Annotated in this window: 17 protein-coding genes; 8 read left to right on the forward strand and 9 right to left on the reverse strand. The window is 40.0% G+C overall.

The window, feature by feature from the left end; translation table 11 throughout:
* Nucleotides 1–6 precede the first annotated feature (6 nt).
* Together B3317_RS01440 and B3317_RS01445 are read left to right on the forward strand one after the other, a co-directional pair.
* Nucleotides 7–1,107 (forward strand): GDP-L-fucose synthase family protein, encoded by a 1,101-nt coding sequence (locus B3317_RS01440; protein WP_291107787.1) that lies wholly within the window; start codon nt 7–9, stop codon nt 1,105–1,107.
* Between the two features lie 35 nt (nt 1,108–1,142).
* Complete coding sequence (locus B3317_RS01445; protein ID WP_291107789.1) at nt 1,143–2,297, forward strand: OmpA family protein; 1,155 nt, start codon at nt 1,143–1,145, stop codon at nt 2,295–2,297.
* Between the two features lie 236 nt (nt 2,298–2,533).
* Here B3317_RS01445 and B3317_RS01450 read toward each other — a convergent pair whose 3' ends face one another.
* From B3317_RS01450 to B3317_RS01460, 3 genes are all read right to left on the reverse strand, one after another.
* Entirely contained in the window at nt 2,534–2,971 is a 438-nt protein-coding gene (locus B3317_RS01450; protein ID WP_291107792.1) for a DUF5606 domain-containing protein, read from the reverse strand.
* A gap of 144 nt (nt 2,972–3,115) precedes the next feature.
* Nucleotides 3,116–4,048, reverse strand: a complete 933-nt coding sequence (locus B3317_RS01455; RefSeq protein ID WP_291107794.1) for a bifunctional methionine sulfoxide reductase B/A protein — start codon at nt 4,046–4,048, stop codon at nt 3,116–3,118.
* 2 nt (nt 4,049–4,050) lie between these two features.
* Nucleotides 4,051–4,389, reverse strand: a complete 339-nt coding sequence (locus tag B3317_RS01460) for a hypothetical protein (protein WP_291107797.1) — start codon at nt 4,387–4,389, stop codon at nt 4,051–4,053.
* Nucleotides 4,390–4,504: 115 nt separating this feature from the next.
* Between B3317_RS01460 and B3317_RS01465 the strand changes: the two genes are divergently transcribed.
* From B3317_RS01465 to B3317_RS01480, 4 genes are all read left to right on the forward strand, one after another.
* The gene (locus B3317_RS01465; RefSeq protein WP_291107800.1) at nt 4,505–5,764 is read left to right on the forward strand and encodes a DNA recombination protein RmuC; all 1,260 of its coding nucleotides are present in this window, start codon (nt 4,505–4,507) and stop codon (nt 5,762–5,764) included.
* 453 nt (nt 5,765–6,217) lie between these two features.
* Nucleotides 6,218–9,430: a leucine--tRNA ligase gene (locus tag B3317_RS01470; protein WP_291107802.1), complete on the forward strand. Its 3,213-nt coding sequence runs from the start codon at nt 6,218–6,220 to the stop codon at nt 9,428–9,430.
* 124 nt (nt 9,431–9,554) lie between these two features.
* On the forward strand, nt 9,555–10,421 hold the full coding sequence (locus B3317_RS01475) for a YitT family protein (protein ID WP_291107804.1): 867 nt from the start codon (nt 9,555–9,557) through the stop codon (nt 10,419–10,421).
* Nucleotides 10,422–10,425: 4 nt separating this feature from the next.
* Nucleotides 10,426–11,199: an SDR family NAD(P)-dependent oxidoreductase gene (locus tag B3317_RS01480; RefSeq protein WP_291107807.1), complete on the forward strand. Its 774-nt coding sequence runs from the start codon at nt 10,426–10,428 to the stop codon at nt 11,197–11,199.
* On the opposite strand, the gene B3317_RS01485 is transcribed toward B3317_RS01480, so the two are convergent.
* On the reverse strand, nt 11,188–11,757 hold the full coding sequence (locus tag B3317_RS01485; RefSeq protein WP_291107810.1) for a phosphatase PAP2 family protein: 570 nt from the start codon (nt 11,755–11,757) through the stop codon (nt 11,188–11,190). The genes B3317_RS01480 and B3317_RS01485 overlap by 12 nt on opposite strands.
* A gap of 455 nt (nt 11,758–12,212) precedes the next feature.
* Here B3317_RS01485 and ruvB point away from each other — a divergent pair, with 455 nt between their 5' ends.
* Nucleotides 12,213–13,235 (forward strand): Holliday junction branch migration DNA helicase RuvB, encoded by a 1,023-nt coding sequence (ruvB, locus tag B3317_RS01490; RefSeq protein WP_006798653.1) that lies wholly within the window; start codon nt 12,213–12,215, stop codon nt 13,233–13,235.
* A gap of 71 nt (nt 13,236–13,306) precedes the next feature.
* A complete protein-coding gene (locus B3317_RS01495) occupies nt 13,307–14,554 on the forward strand; it encodes an ABC transporter permease (RefSeq protein WP_291107815.1) in 1,248 nt (415 codons plus the stop codon).
* Between the two features lie 91 nt (nt 14,555–14,645).
* On the opposite strand, the gene B3317_RS01500 is transcribed toward B3317_RS01495, so the two are convergent.
* The 5 genes from B3317_RS01500 to B3317_RS01520 all read right to left on the reverse strand — a co-directional run bounded on the left by B3317_RS01500 (nt 14,646) and on the right by B3317_RS01520 (nt 21,319).
* Nucleotides 14,646–17,192, reverse strand: coding sequence for an adenosylcobalamin-dependent ribonucleoside-diphosphate reductase (locus B3317_RS01500; protein WP_291107817.1), 2,547 nt, complete (start codon nt 17,190–17,192; stop codon nt 14,646–14,648).
* 344 nt (nt 17,193–17,536) lie between these two features.
* Nucleotides 17,537–18,292 (reverse strand): zinc ribbon domain-containing protein, encoded by a 756-nt coding sequence (locus tag B3317_RS01505; protein ID WP_291107821.1) that lies wholly within the window; start codon nt 18,290–18,292, stop codon nt 17,537–17,539.
* Nucleotides 18,293–18,416: 124 nt separating this feature from the next.
* Entirely contained in the window at nt 18,417–19,511 is a 1,095-nt protein-coding gene (locus B3317_RS01510) for a Nif3-like dinuclear metal center hexameric protein (protein ID WP_414647411.1), read from the reverse strand.
* Nucleotides 19,512–19,602: 91 nt separating this feature from the next.
* Nucleotides 19,603–20,748, reverse strand: a complete 1,146-nt coding sequence (gene dnaJ, locus B3317_RS01515) for a molecular chaperone DnaJ (RefSeq protein WP_291107824.1) — start codon at nt 20,746–20,748, stop codon at nt 19,603–19,605.
* A 16-nt stretch (nt 20,749–20,764) separates the two neighbouring features.
* Nucleotides 20,765–21,319, reverse strand: coding sequence for a nucleotide exchange factor GrpE (locus tag B3317_RS01520; protein ID WP_291107827.1), 555 nt, complete (start codon nt 21,317–21,319; stop codon nt 20,765–20,767).
* Between the last annotated feature and the right edge of the window lie 247 nt (nt 21,320–21,566).

Below are 21,566 nucleotides of genomic sequence, written 5' to 3' on the forward strand. Positions count from 1 at the left end.
TAATAAATGATAGAAAAAAACGCTAAAATATATATAGCCGGACATAGAGGCTTAGTCGGTTCTGCCATCCTCAGGAATCTGAAAGAAAAGGGGTATAATAATTTTATATTAAAAACCCATGCAGAACTTGATCTGACAAATCAAACGGCGGTTGCCGATTTTTTTACAAAAGAAAAACCTGAATACGTCTTTTTAGCAGCGGCTAAAGTGGGAGGTATAGTGGCTAATAATACATATCGCGGACAATTTATATATGAAAATTTGATGATCCAGAATAATGTTATTCATCAATCATATGTAAATAATGTGAAAAAATTAGTATTTTTGGGCAGTTCTTGTATTTATCCGAAAGAAGCATTTCAGCCGATGTCTGAAAACGCTCTGCTGACAGGCCCTTTGGAATATACAAACGAACCATATGCTATAGCGAAAATCGCCGGGTTGAAAATGTGTGAGAGTTATAATATTCAGTACAATACAAATTTTATAGCTGTAATGCCTACAAATCTGTACGGACCGAATGATAACTTTAATTTGGAAACATCACATGTACTACCTGCTATGATTCGCAAGATTCACTTAGGGAAGTGTCTCGAAGCAAATGCCTGGGATATTATAAGGAAAGATTTTGACGTACGTCCTATAGAAGGTATAACAGGACAGTCTTCAGAAAAAGAGATTCTTAATATTATGAGTAAATATGGTATTAAGAAAGTTGGTGATGATGTTCAAGTTGAGTTATGGGGGTCAGGAAAACCAATGCGGGAATTTCTGTGGAGTGATGAAATGGCTGATGCTACTGTTTTTGTAATGGAATCTGTAAACTTTTTAGACTTAATTAGTGTTATAGAAGGTAAAGAAATCCGAAATACACATATTAATGTAGGAACAGGAGTTGAAATATCGATAAAAGATGTCGCGAATATTATAAAAGAAATAGTGGATTTTTCAGGAAAGCTGTGGTTTAATACAGAAAAACCTGATGGAACTATGAGAAAATTGTCAGATGTCTCTAAGTTGAATTCATTGGGATGGAAACATAAGGTTGAAATAAAAGAAGGTTTAAACCGGATGTATTCGTGGTACAATAAATATATAGTAGATTAATAAATAGTGTTTAATTATAATTTAAAAGATTGATTATGAAAAAAGTAAGTTTACTTTTAGTTTTAGTTTTTGCGGCTATTACTATTTCTGCTCAAGAGAGTGGATTTAGCACAAAAGCTGGCCGTAAAGCAACTTTTGCGCGTAACGGTTTTTGGGACAATTGGTTTATTGGACTTGGTGCTGGAGCTAATTTTGTACAAGGCGATAACAACAAAGATGCAGATTTTCTGAATCGTCTTACAGTTGCTCCAACTATTCAGGTTGGTAAATGGTACAACCCTTATATTGGAGGCCGTTTGAAATTCCAGGGAGGTTCTTTGCACAATTTCCAAAACAATGCTACTGACATGATCCATAACAAATATTTCGGTGTAGAAGCTGATGTTATGTGGGATGTTACTAACTATTTAGGAAAGTACAACGAAAAACGTGTTTATAGCCTTATCCCTTATGTAGGTATCGGTGGTGCTATCGGTTGGGACTACAAATTGGATGGTAACACTCACCCGGGTGGAAAACAAAGAAACTTCACTATCAACGGTGGTATCATCAACAAATTCAAATTCTCTAACAGAGTAGCTTTGGATATCGATTTGTCTGCTATGTTGCTTAAAGAAGCTTTCAACCACGGAGGTTCAAACTCTTATGATGGTTTGGTGGCTGCTTCTGCCAGCTTGGTATTCAAAGTAGGTAAGAAAACTGATTTCTCTGAAGCTTTATTGATGGATCAAGGTCTTATCGATGACTTGAATGGTCAGATCAACAAACTTCGTCAGGAAAACGACAGACTTCGTAACCAACCTGCGAAAGAAGTTATCAAAGAAGTTGTTAAGGATTGCCCTAAATGTCCGGAAGCAACTAAAGGTTCATTCGTGTCTAACGTAGTGTTCTTCCGTCTGGGTAGCGCTAATATCGACAAGAACCAAGAAGTTAGCATCTTTAACACAGCTAAATATCTTCAAGATAATCCTAGCGCTAAAGTTAAAGTTGTAGGTTATGCAGACAAGAAAACAGGTACTCCTTCTATCAATGAAAAACTTTCTGAAAAACGTGCTAAGAATGTAGCAAACGAGTTGATTAAGAAATACAACATCGATAGCAACCGTGTAACTGTAGAATGGAAAGGTGACACAGTACAACCATATGCTGAAAATGCATGGAACCGTGTTGCAATTTTCGTAGCTCAATAATCTGAGTCAGAAATATAGAAAAAGAGAGTAGGATTCCTACTCTCTTTTTTTGTTATGTCTTTTCTGATATAGAATAATTAAAGGCGAAACGATGCCTCCTATAAATAGGAGACTGTCTGTTAAGTTATATATACAGACAGTCTCGTCATTTCTCTATCTGCAGAAAATAATAAGACCCGGACTATAATATTAGCCGGGTCTTATTATTTCTATAATTAAAGATAAATCTTATCTTTTTATTTTACAGTCTCGGTTTCAGTATCTGCTTTCTCCTCTACTACTTCCTCCTCTTTCTCGAAGTCGATATTTGCATTAATAAGGATATTATACCATCCTATTATCTTCTTGATATCGGTTGGATACACACGGTCCCTGTCAAAGTCAGGAAGTATCTCAAGAAAGTATTTCTTCAATTCCTCCGGTTTTGCACTGGTGTTGATAGAAGCTTTCTCTCCGTTTTCCTTTTGTTTGATGGATGCCAGAATGCCTTTTAACGGGGCGTCATCAGTTTCGGTATAGATAGATATATCTCCAAGGGATACAACTTTGTCCCGTGCATGAATCGGCATTTTCTTGCCATCTACCAATGACTCGACAATGACCATATTCTTTGCACTCGAAATAAGTTTATACAACCCCGGTTTACCGGAAACGGATAAGATTGTCTTTAACATAACAATTTAGTTTAGTTTAATATTATAGTTCTATTCTTTTCAGTTAAGCGACAAAAATAATGCTAAAGCTATTAATATCCATATTTACTATATGGAAAAATATCAAAGTATTTCTTAAAATATTAAAATACAGGGTATTTACTTTCAGAATATTTTTTTATATACATGGCAATAAGGCTTTGTCCCCTTATGCTCATAATATTGCTGATGATAATCCTCTGCTTTCCAGAATGTAGACAGTGGTTTTAGCATAGTGGCAACCTTATATCCTTTACCCTCCAGTATTTCTATATACTTCTCCGCTATTTCTTTTTCATTCTCGTCCGTATAGAATATGCAAGAGAGATATTGCGGACCTATGTCGGGACCCTGGCCATTTGTTTGGGTAAAGTCATGCGTTTCGAAGAATAACTTCACCAAGTCTTCATAAGTGGTTTTAGACGTGTCATATTCCACTTCGGTCGTCTCCAGATGTCCTGTATTCTTCTGGCAAACCTGCTCATAACTCGGGTGGTCTACATGCCCCCCCATAAAGCCCACAGATGTATGTGCTACACCTTTGGCCTTCATAAAATAATACTCTGTGCCCCAAAAACAACCTGAGGCGAAATAAGCCTTCTTAATCATTTTATTTTCTTCCGGGATAAATTTTAGAGAAATAGAATTAACGCAATGTCTTGTTTCTTTGGCTGTGAATCCCTCATTGAGGAATACATGACCGAGATGTGCCCCGCAATTATTGCATATAATCTCGGTACGCATCCCGTCAGCATCAGGTACACGTTTTACCGCCCCTTTTATTTCGTCATCGAAAGAAGGCCATCCGCAATGCGAATCGAACTTATCTGATGAATTATATAATGGGGTATTACATCTTTTGCAGACATATACGCCTTTCCGTTTATTATTTATATATTCACCTGTATAGGGTGCTTCAGTCCCTTTGTGGAGAATTACACGTTCTTCCTCGGCTGTTAGTTTATTGTAATTCATATTTTTATTATTTATTTTGTTTTGGCTCCGGACGCATGATATCCCCATCAGGGCTATGCATAATAAGTATATCAACCGTTTCATATCTATTCTTTCTTTTTATAATAACTACGGAAAGCAAATAGCTTTCTTCTTTTCAAATACGATAGATCATACATCTGGGAATAAGCTTCCCGTTCGAATGAAATATTTTCATATGCTCTTAACCTGTTTTTATATTGTATCAATCTGATGAGCCATTCAAGTATATAGCATAGATAAAATAAAAAGATCAGCATCTCCAGCATTTGCCGGGTGTGAATCCGTTCATGATTCTTTTCTGCCTCACTCAGTGGACCATAGTCCTCGCGTACAATAATTAACCCGAACAGATTAATTGCGCCGAAGTCTTTTGGTGGAAAACGTTTACTATATATTATTCTCATCTTGGTTTTGTCCAACAAAAATATCTTCGAAAGCAAATGTTCACAAGTTTTTTGAGGCAAATTTTGTTAAAGGCTATATTTTGAATAACTTTCGCTCTCTTTAAAACAAATCAGTATGGAATTAGTTTATGCCTCTATTATACTAGTATTGGCGATTGTACTTATCCTTTTTATGCAGAAAGGAAATAAGCAGCGTGAACAGGAATTGAAGAATGAGATCAACCGTTTGTCGGCAGATAAAGATGCCATACAAAAAGAGCAAATGGAGAAAATCCGCGAAATAGCCGAAACAAGGGTTTTGTTACAATCGAAGGATGAACAGCTGCGGCTTCAACAGGAAGAGCTTCTCAATACCCGTGCTCAACTCAATAAGGATTTCCAGATACTGGCCAATCAGATACTGGAAGAGAAAACGCTTCGCTTTACGGATATGAACAGGTCGAATATGGAAGCTATCCTGAAGCCTCTGAATGAAAAGCTTGTAGAGTTTAGAGTGAAAGTAGAGGAAACCTATGATAAAGAATCCAAGCAACGTTTTTCTCTGGAAGAGCGTATCCGGGAACTTGTCGCCCTTAACAATCAGATAAGTGAAGACGCCAATAATCTGACTAAGGCCTTGAAGGGTAATAACAAAATACAGGGAAACTGGGGTGAGATGATTCTCGAATCTATTCTTGAAAAGTCCGGACTGAAAAAAGGAGAAGAGTATTTTACCCAGGAATTCATTGTGGATGAGAATGGTAGCCGCGTCCGAAATGCACAGGACAAGTATATGCAACCTGATGTTGTTGTGGTGTATCCGGGAGGACGGAAGATAATTATAGATTCAAAGGTGTCCCTGAGCGCTTATGTCAAGTATGTGGAGGCAGGGTCCGACGACATTAAGCTGGTAGCGGAAAAAGAGCATGTGATATCCATTAAGCAACATATAGACGAACTGAGCCAGAAATCTTATCAGGACTATGTAGAGTCACTCGATTTTGTAATGATGTTTATTCCTAACGAACCTGCATATATCCTGGCAATGCAGCTCGATTCTACTCTTTGGGATTATGCCTACCGCAAGCGTATCCTGCTGATTAGCCCGACTAATCTGATTGCGTCATTGAAGGTCGTTTCCGATTTGTGGAAACGGGAGTATCAGAGCCGTAATGCCATTGAAATTGCCAAGCGGGGCGCTGCTCTCTATGATAAATTTGCAGGCTTTGTGGATACCCTTCAGGATGTAGGTAAGAATATAGAGCGTTCCCAAAAATCGTACGATAAAGCTTTTTCCCAGTTAAAAGAAGGTAATGGAAATCTGATGCGCCAGGCAGAAATGCTTAAAGAATTGGGAGTTAAGGCTCAAAAAGAACTTCCGGATAGTAATGTATAGTTAAATATTGCTAATTTTTGAAAGAAAAACATCAAAACATGTTTTATAACATAAAAATCGATTATCTTTGTACTGTGTTTTTCATGGTATTAGATTTAAGGTTAACAATGAAGATTGGTTGTCGTGATGACAACCTTTTCTTTTTTATAGAAGTTCCTAAATCTATCTGCAAATTGCTTATAAGTGAAAAGTTGACAAACCTGACACTTTTTACTCTTTTTTATCTGTTATCTTTTCCCAAATCATTTTAGATTCTGTAATTAGATGTCAAAGAACCTTTGATATATAGATAAAGAATTCCGAAAATAATAACTGTCCGTATTTTATAGGATGTATCCATAATTCCGGATAGTAAATGGATTGGCATGTGCAAGAAAGCGCAGTCCTTAATTCGTATTAATGTAAAGAAATAACTATCTTTGCGCCAATAAAAATCGCAATAAAAACCCGGTTATGGAATACAATTTTAAAGAGATTGAAAAACGTTGGCACCAGTATTGGATCGACCACAAAACTTACAAAGTAACGGAAGATAAGAACAAACCAAAATATTATGTACTCGATATGTTTCCTTATCCGTCAGGAGCAGGCTTGCATGTCGGCCATCCACTGGGCTATATCGCCTCTGATATTTTCTCCCGATATAAACGTTTGAAAGGCTTCAATGTCCTTCATCCGATGGGCTATGATGCCTATGGGCTTCCTGCCGAGCAATATGCCATCCAGACAGGTCAGCATCCGGCTGTTACCACAGCGCAGAATATAAACCGCTATCGGGAACAACTGGATAAGATAGGCTTCTCCTTCGACTGGAGCCGTGAAATTCAGACATGCGATCCCAGATATTATAAATGGACGCAATGGGCATTTATCCAGATGTTCAACAGCTATTATTGCTATGATGAAGATCAGGCCCGTCCGATCGCTGAACTGATCGCTGCCTTTGAGCAAGTGGGCACGAACGGTCTGAACATAGCTTGCAGTGAAGAATTGCAATTTACCGCGGATGAATGGAAAGCATATTCCGACGAGAAAAAACAAGAAATATTACTTAACTACCGCATAGCGTATCGCAGCGAAACCAAAGTGAACTGGTGTCAGGCTTTAGGTACCGTATTGGCTAACGATGAGGTCATCAACGGATTGTCGGAGCGTGGCGGATATCCTGTCGAACAGCGATTGATGCGCCAGTGGAGCTTGCGTGTATCGGCTTATGCTCAACGCCTGCTTGATGGTTTGGACAAGATAGACTGGAGTGAATCCATCAAGGAAACCCAGCGCAACTGGATTGGACGGAGCGAAGGAGCAGAGATCCACCTCCCCCTGGCCCCCTCCAAAAGAGGGGGGAGCGCTACACCACCCAATTACACTACAAATAAATTGGATTGGAATACAAATATAGATAATGCGCGTAAAAACCGTAAAGAGTCTACAGTGGCTGAAAATGCCTTATGGCAGATGTTGCGGAATAAAAACATCGGATATAAATTTAGAAGACAGCATCTCATAGACCGCTTTATTGTAGATTTTGTTTGTTTCGAAAAATCTGTAATCGTAGAAGTAGATGGGAAATATCATGAAAGTGATGAACAAATGCAGGCTGACCAGCAAAGAAGCGATATTTTGAAAAGTCTTGGATATGAAGTTCTTCGCTTCTCTAATGAAGAAGTTATTGGTAATATCGAAGAAGTTTTGCAGAAAATAAAATCGTATTGCGACGCCCAAGTCCCCTCTTTTGGAGGGGATTTAGGGGAGGTGGCCATCTTCACCACCCGTGCCGATACGATCTTCGGGGTTACCTTTATGGTGCTTGCTCCTGAGAGCGATTATGTATCTCAAGTCACAAAGCCGGAACAAAAAGCAGAAGTTGACGCTTATATTCAGGCTACAAAACGCCGTACAGAACGTGACCGCCTGATGGATAAAAAGGTATCCGGCGTATTTACTGGATCATATGCTATAAATCCGCTGAACGGCAAAGAAATTCCTATCTGGATATCGGATTATGTACTTGCCGGATACGGAACGGGCGCTATTATGGCAGTACCCGGACACGATAGCCGTGACCATGCTTTTGCGAAGCATTTTGGATTACCTATCATTCCGTTGATAGAAGGTTGTGATGTATCGGAAGAAAGTTTCGATGCCAAAGAGGGTATCATGATGAATTCCGGTTTCCTGGATGGCCTGACTGTAAAAGATGCTATCGAAAAAGCCCGTGAATATATCAAAGAACATAAGCTGGGACGTATAAAAGTAAATTATCGTTTACGCGATGCTATTTTCTCACGTCAGCGTTATTGGGGGGAACCATTCCCTGTTTATTATAAAAACGGCTTGCCATACATGCTTCCAATAGATAAGTTGCCTTTGGAATTGCCGGAAGTGGATAAGTATCTGCCGACCGAAACGGGTGAACCACCGTTAGGACGCGCAACAAAATGGGCTTGGGATACAGTAAACAATGTGGTGGTAGAAACATCGAAAATAGATAATAAGACTATATTCCCGCTTGAGTTGAATACCATGCCGGGCTTTGCCGGTTCGTCCGCCTATTATCTGCAATATATGGACCCGTATAATCCGACGGAATTGGTATCGAAAGAAAAAGATGAATACTGGCGCAATGTCGACTTGTATATCGGGGGAACCGAGCATGCTACAGGCCACCTTATATACAGCCGTTTCTGGGATAAGTTCCTATATGATATAGAAGTTTCGTGTGAAGAAGAGCCGTTCAAAAAGCTTATCAATCAGGGAATGATACAGGGACGTAGCAGTCTTGTATATCGTATAAACGGGACTAATAAATTTGTATCCGTGAATTTGAAAGATCAGTATGAAACAACAGAAATCCATGTGGATGTAAACATTGTAAGTAATGATATTCTGGATATAGATGCATTCAGAGCATGGCGTCCTGAGTATGCAGATGCCGAGTTCATCTTTGAAGATGGTAAATATATATGCGGATGGACTATTGAAAAGATGGGAAAAAGATATCACAATGTGGTAAATCCGGATGATGTTGCTGAAAAATATGGTGCGGATACCCTTCGCATGTATGAAATGTTTTTGGGGCCATTAGAGCAATCCAAACCTTGGGATATGAACGGTATTGACGGGGTGCACCGTTTCTTGCGCAAAACATGGAGCCTGTTCTACAAAGGAGATGATTTTGTGGTAACGGACGGGGAACCGACAAAGGAAGAATTAAAATCATTGCATAAGCTGATAAAGAAAGTTTCGGGCGATATAGAGACATTCTCATTCAATACATCTGTTGCCGCCTTTATGATCTGTGTAAATGAACTGACTGCCGCTAAATGTAGCAAGAGAGCGGTTTTACAAGAGTTTCTTGTCGTTCTTGCGCCATTTGCACCGTTTGTTGCGGAGGAACTTTGGCGTGCTTTAGGTAACACAACTACTATCTTCGATGCCGAATGGCCGGCATTTAAAGAAGAATATCTGGCCGAAGATTCGTTCCGTTATGGGGTGGCGTTCAATGGTAAAGTACGTTTCGATATAGAATTCCCGGCCGACGCGGTTCAGGCTGATGTAGAAGAAACCGTATTGAAGCATGAACTTGCAAAAAAATGGCTTGAGGGTAAAACTCCTAAGAAAATCATTTTTGTACCTAAGAAAATGATTAACGTTGTGTTATAAAGACATGTGAATGCTTTCAGAAATATAAGTAGAAGAAAGCATTTTATGATATGTTTTTTTAGTCTAATTACTTGTTGTATTTAAACTTAATAAAATAATAAATAGGTCCGTGACCTTAGAAGCTATGCCGAAAAGATATTTGAAAGAGTTTTACTGGAAAGATTATGTATCTATATTCTTTGGCCTTGCGCTTTATGCAGTTGGGCTTATCGGATTTATAAAACCGGTCGGGATTGTTACAGGGGGGCTTACAGGTATAGCCCTTCTTGTGGAATATGCATCGGGAATACCGCTTCAATATACATATTTCTTCACAAACTGTGCCCTGTTATTGGTAGCCTTGAAGCTTTTAGGCTTCAAGTTTATGATAAAGACCATTTATGGAGTTATTGTGCTTACATTCCTGCTTACTCTTTGCCAGACATACATAACCGAACCTATTGTCAAAAATGAGCCTCTTCTGTCGGGAGTAATAGGGGGAATGATGTGCGGAACGGGTATAGGCCTTGTTTTCAGCGCTAACGGTAGTACCGGAGGGACAGACATTGTAGTGGCACTGATAAATAAGTATAAGAATATTGCTTTTGGCAGGGGGATGCTCCTTTGCGACTTTATTATCATCTCTTCTTCATACTTTCTATTTTACGATTACCAGAAGATCGTTTACGCCCTGATAGTGATGGGTGTAATGACGTATTGCATCGATATGGTTATCAATGGTTTCCGGCAGTCGGTGCAGGTGCTCATCTTTTCTGAAAAGTATGAAATAATAGCTACCGCGATAAATCAGGAATTGAATAGGGGATGTACGGTCTTGGATGGCACAGGCTGGTATTCGAAGAAACCTACCAAAGTGATTATTGTACTGGCTAAAAGAACTGAGGCTGTAGAAATGTTCCGCCTGATAAAGAGCATAGATGAAAAAGCATTTATATCCCAAAGTACGGTACGGGGTGTTTACGGTGAAGGCTTTGACAAAATAAGGACCTGACCTTATGAACCTCAGAGGCAAACATATCATACTTACAGGAGCTTCTTCCGGTATAGGCCGAGAGATGCTTGATATTCTTGCTTCTTACAACGGAGTGAAGATTCTTGCTGTAGCCCGTCATATAGATAATATATCCGGGGCAGAAGGTGTAGTATATCCATTTTCTGCCGATGTCAGCTCTTCAGAAGGTATAGATAAGGTTTTTAGTTATGCACAGCAGATATTCGGACATATTGATATTTTTATAGCCAATGCAGGGTTTGCATATCTCGAAAGGCTGGAAGCTCCCGATTGGCAGCATATCAGAAAAATCTACGATCTGAATGTATTCTCTCCGGTTTACTCATTGGAAAAACTCGTCGCTATCAGTAAGAACAGGTCCGTAGCTTTTGCCTGTACTATTTCTGGGGCGGGATTGGTTTCCTTACCGGCCTATTCGCTCTATTGTTCTACAAAGGCCGCGCTGCATCATTTTGTACAGACCTACAGGTATGAGAAAGCGGATAACCTCCAATTGACTGCGGTTTATCCCGTAGCTACCCGCACAGCCTTTTTTGATAAGGCTACAGGTGAAGAAGGTACACCTCTTCCCTTTCCTGTGCAAGATGCGAAGACAGTTGCAAGGAAGTATATAAAAGGTATTGAGAAAGGGAAGAAGAATGTTTATCCATCCATCTTATTCCGTTTATTGTATCCCATCGGCAGGGCGTTTCCTTTTTGCCTGAAAGTATATTCGCTTCTGGAGAGAAAGAAAGCAGGGAAGTGGCTAGGGCTTTAATAGTTCCTTTTTCTTTTTGAACCTTTGGAAAAGTATGTAACCCGCTATTCCTGTCATTATTCCGAATATAATTCCTATCATTACGTCGAACGGGTAATGTTTGGCCACGTAAATCCGGCTATATGCAACCACCGCTGCCCATAAAACGGCAATATAACCATAGAGTCTTTTCTTTCGGAAGAAGAGCAGGAAAAATACAGCCATCGTAAAAGTGGTAGCCGAATGGGACGAAAAGAAACTAAAACTACTGCTATACTTTTCTATTGCGTGAATTGTGCCCTCCCATAATTCGTTATGTATCGGGCGGGGCCGTTCTATAATCAGTTTTATTATGTTTGTAAGCAACGCACTGGCTCCGGTGGATAGGAGAAAAAAGAATACTCCTGTTTTCTTCCATACGTCCGCTTTGAAGTAGATAAGGGCGGACATGGCCAGACAGGCCAAAAACCAGTTTGTGTAGGAACTGAGAAAGAGCATGATAGGGTCGAGCCAGTCAGCATGTTTGCTATTAAGGAATAGAAAAAGTTCTTCATCCCAATACTGTAATTTATCTAACATAATTGTTCATTTATAATGAATTAATTGCAAAGGAAATATATTATGGTTATATCCCATAATAATATCTGTCTCTTTTGTTTTTTTGTAAAAGTTTATCTATGTATATGGCTGATAGTTTTTAGTTGTTAGCTTTTAGCTCTTTGAAATATTGAAATGGCCCCCTCAATCCCCCAATGCGGACTTACAGAGAGGGTAAAAAGTAATAAGTAAAAAAGTGTAACCTTTGTTACCTTTTGCGCCTTAGCGTCTCTGCGTGAAATATTGTTGACTGCTAACTGTTAACTGATATATCTGTTGCCTTTGTTACCTTTTAACAGTTAGGGGTTACAAGATACTCTATTTTATTTCACGCAAAGACGCAAAGGCGCGAAGTTTTTACAAGCTATGGATTGTTAACTGTTAACTGAAAAGTGTGTGTAAATTAAATATATTGATGTAAATTTGCATCCGAACATATGGAAGAAACATTCGACATACACCGAGGAAATATAAACGACAGCGAAAAGGAGTTTGAAAATGCCTTGCGCCCACTTACCTTTAATAGTTTCAGTGGACAAAGCAAGGTAGTGGAGAATTTGCAGGTTTTTGTCACAGCAGCCAAAATGCGGGGAGAATCACTGGATCATACCCTCTTGCATGGTCCGCCCGGACTAGGTAAGACCACACTGTCGAATATCATAGCAAATGAGTTGGGAGTGGGGTTTAAAATAACTTCGGGCCCTGTATTGGATAAACCCGGAGATTTAGCAGGACTACTGACTTCTCTTGAGCCAAACGACGTACTTTTTATAGACGAGATACACCGTTTATCGCCTGTTGTGGAAGAATACCTCTATAGCGCGATGGAAGACTACCGTATCGATATTATGATAGATAAAGGTCCTAGCGCGCGCTCTATACAAATAGATCTGAATCCGTTTACACTTATTGGCGCCACTACGCGGAGCGGTTTGCTTACAAGTCCATTGCGCGCCCGTTTCGGTATCAATATGCATCTGGAGTATTACGATATAGAGACACTGACGAATATTATCCTGCGTTCGGCTAATATACTTGATGTACCTACCTCTAAAGAAGCCGCGGTAGAGATAGCTTCCCGCAGCAGGGGCACTCCCCGTATCGCGAACGCGTTGTTGCGCCGGGTACGTGATTTTGCGCAGGTAAAAGGTTCCGGCAAGATAGATAAAGCCATTGCGGCCTATTCGCTGGAAGCTCTTAATATAGACAAATACGGGTTGGATGAGATAGATAACAAGATTCTTCTGATCCTTATCGATAAATTTAAGGGAGGGCCTGTCGGTATCTCTACTATTGCAACGGCTTTAGGTGAAGACGGTGGTACAATAGAAGAGGTCTATGAGCCGTTCCTTATCAAAGAAGGATTTATGAAACGTACACCCCGCGGGCGTGAAGTCACCGAATTAGCCTACAAGCATTTGGGACGGAAAAGGGAAAGCGAGCAGGGATTCTTATTTTAATTATGAATTATGAGTTATAAGTTATAAGTGGTTCTTGCTGATAACTGATAACTGTTGACCGATAACTGATTTTGAATTTAGAACTATTTATAGCAAAACGTATCCATTTTAATGGAGAAAAAGGAGAGAAGCGGGCTTCATCTCCTGCCATTAAAATCGCTGTTGCCGGAGTGGCAATAGGTTTGGCGGCTATGATACTGGCTCTATCTATCGTTGTGGGTTTCAAAAAAGAAGTGCGCAACAAAGTTGTTGGCTTTGGTTCCCATATACAAATCACCAACCTGGCAAATAACAGTACTTATGAAACGCAGCCCGTATGCGTCAGCCCTGACCTGATAAGCCAGCTTGAAAGTACAGAAGGGGTTAAGCATGTGGAGGTCTTTGCCACAAAGCCGGGTATAATTAAAACTGATAGTGCCTTTCAGGGTGTGGTTTTGAAAGGAGTCGGTGCAGATTATAATTGGGATTTCTTTAAACAAAATATGATTGCCGGTACGGTAATCAATCCGGATGATACGGCCCATGCCAATCAGGCAATTCTGTCCAAGAATATTGCAAGCAGGTTAAATCTGAAGACCGGAGACAGTTTCCTTTGCTATTTCGTAGGGGAGAATGTCCGTTTCCGCAAGTTCTACATAACAGGTATATATAGTACAAACTTCGAAGACTACGATAAACTGTTTGTAGTAACGGATATTAATCTTATCAAAAGGCTGAATGACTGGGATGATGATGAGGTTAGTGGCATCGAATTGCTTGTAAATGACTATGATAGGCTGGATGAAATCCAACAGCGTGTATTTGTAGATATGATGACCTATCGCGACCACAAAGACAATACTTTCCTTACCCGCTCTATCAAGGAATTGAATCCGATGATATTCAACTGGCTCGAACTGCTGGATATGAATGTCGTGGTTATCATTATACTTATGTTTGCTATATCAGTTTTTACCATGATATCGGGATTGCTTATTATAATCCTTGAGCGGACTAATATGATAGGTATGCTGAAAACCCTCGGTGCACGTAATCTAAGCATTCGCAAGACTTTTCTGTATGTTTCCTCATTCCTCATTCTGAAGGGCATGTTTTGGGGGAATGTTATTGCTATTGTAATATTGGTGATTCAGAAGAATTTCGGCCTGATAAAGCTGGATCCTGAGACATACTATGTCTCCGAAATGCCGGTAGATATCAATATCTTATATATCTTATTGATTAATACCGGTACATTGATCCTTTCCATCGTAGCCATGATAGGGCCATCTTATCTGATAGCTAAGATCTATCCGGCTAAATCATTAAGATTCGAATAGTAAATCCTTCAAAGGTATTGGAGAGTCGTCATATAAAAATACCCCGCTCTCTCAGAGAACAGGGCATTTTGTTATATCTCATATGAGTTGCTTATCCACATTTGGATGCACCACAGTTTGTACATTTCATACAGCCTTCCTGATATACTAAAGTTTCCAGTCCGCACACAGGGCATTTCTGGCCTTTAGCTTCGGTTTCGCTAGGCAGGTATTTCTTGAGGGCACGTTCAACTCCATTTTTCCATGTGTTGATTGTTTCGCTGTTCAGTTCCAGTCCTTGTACCAGTTTCACAACCTGATCGATAGGCATACCATAGCGAAGTACACCGGAAATAAGTTTGGCATAGTTCCAAAACTCAGGGTTGAATTTGCCGTTCAATCCCTCGATTGTGGTTTTGTATCCTCTCTTATTCTTGAACTGAAAGTCATAAGAACGGCTTCCTTCATCATTTAATGTCTTGATAATGGTTCCGTGATTAATATTCTTAGGTAGCATCAGACCTTCATCATCATCCGACAACCCGGTGAATATCTCGTATGGGCGTCCGTTGTGTAACCCGATGAACGCAATCCATTTTTCTTTATTGTTCTGGAATTTGATAACATCAGCAGCAAGTTCACGAGGGCGCTCCTGAAGGATTTCCGGACGTTCGTAGCAGTCTTCACAATTCTCTTCTGCTTGTTTTTTATTGTCAGCAGCAACCAATACTCCGGCGCGCGAACCGTCACGGTAAACGGTACAACCCTTACATCCACTTTTCCATGCTTCGATATATAAATCGTTTACAAGGTCTTCCGATACATCGGATGGAAGATTTATCGTTACACTAATGGAGTGATCGACCCATCTTTGAATACGGCCTTGCATTTTCACCTTTTGCAGCCAGTCAACATCGTTTGAGGTTGCTTTATAATACGGCGATTCAGCTACCATAGTCTCCACCTCTTCATTCGTATATTTTTTAGATGTAGGATAGCCCTTGCTTTCCATCCATGTTACAAACTTATGATGGAATACGATGTATTCTTCCCATGAGTCGCCATTTTCGTCAACGAAGTCAACACGTACATCCTTATCATTCGGATTTACTTTACGACGACGTTTATATACCGGCATAAATACCGGCTCAATACCTGATGTAGACTGTGTCATCAAGCTGGTGGTTCCGGTTGGAGCAACTGTAAGGCAGGCTATATTACGGCGTCCGTGTTTCTCCATGTCTTTGATTAGCTGTGGATCAACTTCTGCCAAACGGTTGATAAACGGATTTTCTTTTTCACGTTTGAAATCAAATATCTCAAATGCTCCGCGCTCTTTAGCCAGTTCTACAGATGAACGATAGGCTGCAACAGCCAGAACACGGTGCACTTCTTCAGCAAAAGCAGTCGCTTCTTCTGTGCCATAGCGGAGTCCCATAGCAGCAATCATATCACCTTCGGCTGTGATACCTACTCCGGTACGACGTCCCTGAAGGGTTTTTGTGCGGATTTTCTCCCAAAGATGTCTTTCAGGCCATCTTACTTCGTCTGTTTCCGGATCGTCATCTATTTTCTGTAATATTTTGTCGATCTTTTCGGTTTCGAGGTCAATGATATCATCCATAATACGTTGAGCCAGTCCAACGTGTTTCGAAAATAGTTCGAAGTCGAAGTAGGCATTGTCTTTGAACGGGTTCACCACATATGAATATAGATTGATAGCTAAGAGGCGGCAACTGTCGTACGGACAAAGAGGTATTTCGCCGCAAGGATTAGTCGAAATAGTTTTGAATCCGAGGTCTGCATAACAGTCAGGGACAGACTCTTTAATAATAGTATCCCAGAAAAGAACTCCCGGCTCGGCTGATTTCCATGCATTATGTACTATTTTTCTCCAAAGTTCCGTAGCCTGAATATCTTTTACTGTAGTCGGATTCGATGAGTCGATAGGATATTGCTGTGTATATTTAGATCCGTCTACAACGGCCTGCATGAAAGCATCATCTATCCTTACCGAAACGTTTGCTCCTGTAACCTTTCCTTCGGTCATTTTGGCATCTATAAACGATTCCGAATCGGGGTGCTTGATTGATACGCTCAACATAAGGGCACCACGGCGTCCATCCTGAGCAACTTCACGGGTCGAGTTTGAATACCTTTCCATAAATGGCACTAGTCCGGTAGAGGTCAAAGCCGAGTTTTTTACAGGAGAACCTTTTGGGCGGATATGTGACAAGTCATGGCCTACACCTCCACGGCGTTTCATCAGTTGCACCTGCTCTTCATCGATACGGATAATAGCTCCGTAAGAGTCCGAAGGGCCGTTCAAGCCTATGACAAAGCAGTTTGATAAAGAAGCTATCTGAAAGTCATTCCCGATACCGGTCATAGGGCTGCCCTGAGGTACGATGTATTTGAAATGATCGAAGAGATCATACAATTCTTTATTTGTCAAACCCTTTTCATATTTAGCCTCTATGCGTCCAATCTCATTCGCCAAGCGCCAGTGCATGTCTTCAGGCGATTGCTCATAGATATTACCTGCAGCATCTTTTAATGCATACTTATTTACCCATACTTTTGCAGCGAGTTCATCACCATTAAAATAATTTAATGCGGCGTTGTATGCCTCATCAAAAGTATAAACCTTTTGTGCCATTTGTCTTATATTTTTTAGATTATTTCAGTCCTTGTTTTATGACGAAAAGTCTGCGATATTTTTCACAGTACAATATTACTCAATTCAGAAAGATGAAACAAATTTTGTAACAATATTTTTTAAACAAAAATAAAAGTTTTCCAAAATTAAATTCAATATATTGATTATTAATGATATAATATTTTTGTTTTGAGAAAAAGTTTTCCGTTTTAAAATTTGAACTATAAAATATATAACACGATATAAAAAGCAAAGTTCACAATATATAGATAAAAAAAATCGGAAAAGTTACATTTAACCTTTCCGATTTTTTGTTTATATCAGTTATTTTTAATAGCCTGTATTTATTCCGCAGCTCCAATTAGTTCAGGGTCAATCATAATACGTCCGCAATATTCGCATACGATGATTTTCTTACCTATCTTAATATCCATTTGTTTTTGAGGTGGTATTTTATTGAAACAACCTCCGCAAGCACCACGCTCGATACATACTACAGCCAGACCGTTGCGTGCACTTTTACGAATACGCTTGAATGCTTGCAACAGGCGAGGTTCAACTTCTGTCTCTATTTCCTTAACCTCTTCACGGAGTTGTTCTTCCTGTTGTTTAGTCTCGGATACGATATTGTCAAGTTCTTCTTTCTTCTGTCCCAGATCGGCAGAGCGCTCCTGTAGGAAAGTTTTGCTCTTTTCTACCTGCTCTGTCAGATTCTTGGAATCCTGAGTAAATTCACGAATGCGTTTTTCTGATAATTCGATTTCCAGTGTTTCAAATTCGATTTCTTTGCTCAGGTGGTCAAATTCGCGGTTATTACGCACATTGTCCAATTGCTCTTTGTATTTTTCAATCTTCAGTGTGCTGTCTTTTGCTTTTTGCTTTTGAAAAGAAACTGCGGTCTCTGCTTCTTTCAATTCAGTCTCGTATTTTTTGATACGGGTTTCCAGACCGATGATTTCATCTTCGAGGTCTGCTACTTCCAACGGAAGTTCACCGCGAAGGATCTTTATATTATCTATTTCGGATAATTTCTGTTGCAGGGCATAAAGCGTCTTTAGCTTTTCCTCTACAGTGATCTCTTTTTCTTGCTTTTTAGCCATAGGTTTATATAATATATAAGTTATAATTGATGATGATTATCATAAAAAAATGCAGTAATCAAACAGCATCCGGCTATTCTCTTACTACATCATCCGTAAATAGCAGGAGTATATCACCGCTCATTTACAAATAGTTCACAGGATTTACATCAAATCCTGACATATATACCGCAAAGGTAGGATATTTTTTTGAGATAATATCGAAAAATATATTCTTTGTGAAAATTTCGGATTCGTAGTGTCCTACTGTTGCCAGCAGAATCTTATCTTCCACATCATAATAATCGTTATACTTAGCCTCACCTGTAATAAATACATCGGCACTATACGATATCGCTTTCGGTATCAGGAACGATCCGCTTCCGCTACAGATGGCTATATCTCTTACAGGCTTCCCCCTTAAGGCGGAATGCTGTATTGTCTTCAGGTGGAATGTATCTTTCAACAGGTAAAGGAAATCTTCCTCTTCTGTCTCTTCGGGCAATGTGCCTACTATCCCGCTTCCTGCCTGCGACCATGTATTCTCTAATAAATAGAAATCATATGCAGGCTCTTCATACGGGTGCACTGCTATCAGTGCGCGTTTTACTTCCGATTGCTTATATATGGGAAGGATTATTTCAATTCTTACTTCCGGCTCGGTATGCAGTTCTCCTATCTCTCCTGTGAAGGGATTGGTGTTCTCTCCGGCTTTGAAAGTTCCTTCTCCTGATACATTATAACTGCATGAATCGTAATTCCCTATATTTCCTGCCCCTACATTAAATAAAGTATTGCGTACCAGTTCGGCATGCGAATGAGGTACGAAAGTCACCAGTTTGAGTAACTTGCCTTTTTGTGGGTCGAGAATCCGCACGTGTTGCAGGTTAAGCATTTCTGCCAGATAATGGTTGATCCCCTGTGCAGCATTGTCCAGATTGGTATGTGCCGCGTAGACTACGATATCGTGCTTGCAGGCTTTTATCATACAACGTTCTACATAATTTTTTCCTGTCAGCGATTTGAAACTGCGGAAGGCGAGGGGGTGGTGTGAGATAATAAGATTACAGCCTAGAGCGATGGCTTCATCCATTACAGCTTCAGTTACATCAATGCATACTACGGCACCTTTGGCCTCCTGATTTACATCTCCGATTTGGATACCGCTGTTATCAAAGCTTTCTTGCAATGGTATCGGGGCGAGTTGTTCTATGGTATGTAAGATTTCCTTTATTTTCATGATCTCCCGTATTTAGATTCTCAAAGTTATAGTTTTACAGGATATTATCAACAAAAAAGCAGTCTCTTATCGACTGCTTTCAGATTTTTTATCAATCGAACATCTTTCTGAAATGATTGAATATCTTCTCTTTTACTGATTTGCTAGGCTGAAAATTTGGAGAGTTTTCGAGTCCGCTTAATGTCGATTTCTCACTATCACTAAGGTTTTCAGGGATATATATGCTTATGTTTATAAGCAGGTCTCCTGTGCCATACCTGTTGATGCTCGGTAATCCTTTATTTTTCAGGCGAAGCACTTTACCGGGCTGTGTTCCCGGCTCTATCGTCACTTTTACTTTTCCGTCTATTGTCGGTACTACTACATTACCTCCTAATGCGGCAGTAGACACGGATAGCAATAGGTTATAAACAACATCGTTGTCGTCTCGGAACAGTTCCGGATGTTGCTCTTCTTCTACAAGGATCAGTAAGTCACCGTTTATACCACCGTGACGTGCTGCGTTTCCTTTGCCACTCATCGAGAGTTGCATTCCTTCGGCAACTCCGGCAGGTATATTGATGGAGATTACTTCTTCTTCGCGAACAATACCTTCTCCTGCGCAATGATTACACTTTTTGGTAATACTTTTACCCTCTCCGTTACAGGTAGGGCAAGTCGTTTGTGTTTGCATCTGTCCCAGAATGGTGTTCATTACACGGGTTACTACTCCCGAACCTTTACAGGTAGGGCAGGTTTCGTATGCTGTGCCACCATCCGCACCTGTGCCTCTACAATGTGAGCAGGCAACGAATTTGTTTACCTTTATTTTTTTCTCAACCCCCTGGGCTATATCTTTTAATGTCAGTTTAACTTTTACGCGCAAATCCGAACCACGGTTTTGCCTTGGACCTCGTTGTCCTCCAAAGCCTCCAAAACCTCCACCAAAATGACCTCCGAAGATATCGCCGAACTGAGAGAAAATGTCGTCCATGGAGAATCCGCCCGAATGTCCGCCGAATCCGCCCGGAGCTTCATGCCCGTATCTGTCGTATTTGGCACGTTTTTGCTCGTCGCTTAGTATCTCATACGCTTCTGCCGCTTCCTTAAACTTTTCTTCAGCCTCGCTGTTGCCCGGATTTTTATCGGGATGGAACTGAATTGCTTTTTTGCGGTAAGCTTTTTTTATCTCTTCGAAAGTTGCGGTCTTGGTAACTTCCAGTACTTCGTAATAGTCTCTTTTTGTTGTGGTTGCCATTGGAATGCCTTCTTTTTTATTTTGCAACGATTACTTTCGGATAACGGATAACTTTATCATCCAGCGTGTATCCTCTCTGAACACTGTCTACAATCTTGTCCTTATCATCTTCCGACTGTGCAGGAACGGTTGTAATAGCTTCATGTTTGTCGGTATCGAAAGTGTGCCCGATTGTTTCTATTTCTTTTACACCGTGTCTTGTCAGGAAGGTGATAAATTTACTGTAAATCAGATCTACTCCTTCTTTCACTGCTTCTATATCTTCTGTTTTGGATACATTTTCCAAAGCACGCTCAAAGTCATCCACAACGGATATTATGTCAATTAATACGCGTTCACTGCCTGATTTCAATAATTCAGCCTTTTCCTTCAAGGTACGTTTACGGTAATTATCGAATTCTGCATTCAGGCGCAAATATGAATCGTTCAATTCATTATATTTGGCCTCCCAGTCAGTCAGATTGTCACTTGTTTCTGCTTCTGCCGTTTCTTCAGGCTGATTATTTGTCATATTATCAGCCTCTGCAGACTGTCCGTTATCAAACTCCTTTTCGGTAAATTCCTCTTTCATATTTTAGTATCTATTTTATTCACAGTTTATTATAAAAAGATATACGGCAAATCCTTATCGCTTGATCTGCCTTTGTCTAATTATGTATTTTATTTACAGCAAAAGGCTTGCCAAAGTTGCAGGAGTTAATGTACTGATGATGTAGGGTTATAAAACTCCGTGCGATTCCTTCATGCATTAGGATTAAATAAAAAAGTAACAAAGGTAACAGAAATATCAGTTAACAGTTAACAGTCATCAGTTAACA

This window comes from Dysgonomonas sp. UBA7710 (assembly GCF_002482385.1).
GTDB lineage: Bacteria > Bacteroidota > Bacteroidia > Bacteroidales > Dysgonomonadaceae > Dysgonomonas.

Coding starts and splice junctions, on each gene's coding strand:
- B3317_RS01440 (WP_291107787.1), top strand. CDS start 7: ATGATAGAAAAAAACGCTAAAATATATATAGCCGGACATAGAGGCTTA.
- B3317_RS01445 (WP_291107789.1), top strand. CDS start 1,143: ATGAAAAAAGTAAGTTTACTTTTAGTTTTAGTTTTTGCGGCTATTACT.
- B3317_RS01450 (WP_291107792.1), bottom strand. CDS start 2,971: ATGTTAAAGACAATCTTATCCGTTTCCGGTAAACCGGGGTTGTATAAA.
- B3317_RS01455 (WP_291107794.1), bottom strand. CDS start 4,048: ATGAAACGGTTGATATACTTATTATGCATAGCCCTGATGGGGATATCA.
- B3317_RS01460 (WP_291107797.1), bottom strand. CDS start 4,389: ATGAGAATAATATATAGTAAACGTTTTCCACCAAAAGACTTCGGCGCA.
- B3317_RS01465 (WP_291107800.1), top strand. CDS start 4,505: ATGGAATTAGTTTATGCCTCTATTATACTAGTATTGGCGATTGTACTT.
- B3317_RS01470 (WP_291107802.1), top strand. CDS start 6,218: ATGGAATACAATTTTAAAGAGATTGAAAAACGTTGGCACCAGTATTGG.
- B3317_RS01475 (WP_291107804.1), top strand. CDS start 9,555: ATGCCGAAAAGATATTTGAAAGAGTTTTACTGGAAAGATTATGTATCT.
- B3317_RS01480 (WP_291107807.1), top strand. CDS start 10,426: ATGAACCTCAGAGGCAAACATATCATACTTACAGGAGCTTCTTCCGGT.
- B3317_RS01485 (WP_291107810.1), bottom strand. CDS start 11,757: ATGTTAGATAAATTACAGTATTGGGATGAAGAACTTTTTCTATTCCTT.
- ruvB (WP_006798653.1), top strand. CDS start 12,213: ATGGAAGAAACATTCGACATACACCGAGGAAATATAAACGACAGCGAA.
- B3317_RS01500 (WP_291107817.1), bottom strand. CDS start 17,192: ATGGCACAAAAGGTTTATACTTTTGATGAGGCATACAACGCCGCATTA.
- B3317_RS01505 (WP_291107821.1), bottom strand. CDS start 18,292: ATGGCTAAAAAGCAAGAAAAAGAGATCACTGTAGAGGAAAAGCTAAAG.
- B3317_RS01510 (WP_414647411.1), bottom strand. CDS start 19,511: ATGAAAATAAAGGAAATCTTACATACCATAGAACAACTCGCCCCGATA.
- dnaJ (WP_291107824.1), bottom strand. CDS start 20,748: ATGGCAACCACAACAAAAAGAGACTATTACGAAGTACTGGAAGTTACC.
- B3317_RS01520 (WP_291107827.1), bottom strand. CDS start 21,319: ATGAAAGAGGAATTTACCGAAAAGGAGTTTGATAACGGACAGTCTGCA.